Here is a 412-nt window from a genome sequence, read left to right as displayed (position 1 = left end):
CTGCCCGTCGGGATACTGCACCTGCGTGCGGCGCCCCAGTGTATCGTACTGATAGTCAAGGGTGCGCCCGGTAAAATCAATTTCGCGGGTAATCTGCCCAGCCGCATCCCGCTCATAGCGATAGGTTTCGCCGGTGGAGGCGGTGACTGAGTTCAGCCGGGTCAGCCGGTCATAGCCAAAGCGCAGGATCGTGCCATCGGGGCGGGTCACCTGACTGAGCAGGTCAAACGCGCCGTAAGTGTAGCGGGTGGTGCGGCCTTCGCCGTCGGTCACGGCCACCCCCCGCCGCTCGCTGTCATAGGCCAGTTGCTGGGTGGTGCCGTCCGCCCGTTCCACTTCGGTCAGGCTGCCGTTGAGGCTGGCATGGTCGGGGCTGTAACGATAATGCGTCTGCTGTTTGAGGGCATCGGTG

At 63.8% G+C, this 412-nt stretch carries 1 pseudogene; it reads right to left on the bottom strand.

From position 1 onward, the window contains the following. A pseudogene (locus Xbed_RS19165) lies at nt 1–412 on the bottom strand (hypothetical protein); the annotation flags it as partial.

The organism is Xenorhabdus beddingii (genome assembly GCF_002127545.1).
Classification (GTDB): domain Bacteria; phylum Pseudomonadota; class Gammaproteobacteria; order Enterobacterales; family Enterobacteriaceae; genus Xenorhabdus; species Xenorhabdus beddingii.
The sequence above is the reverse complement of the archived record's forward strand: the minus strand, read 5'-3'. Positions and strand labels throughout refer to the sequence as shown.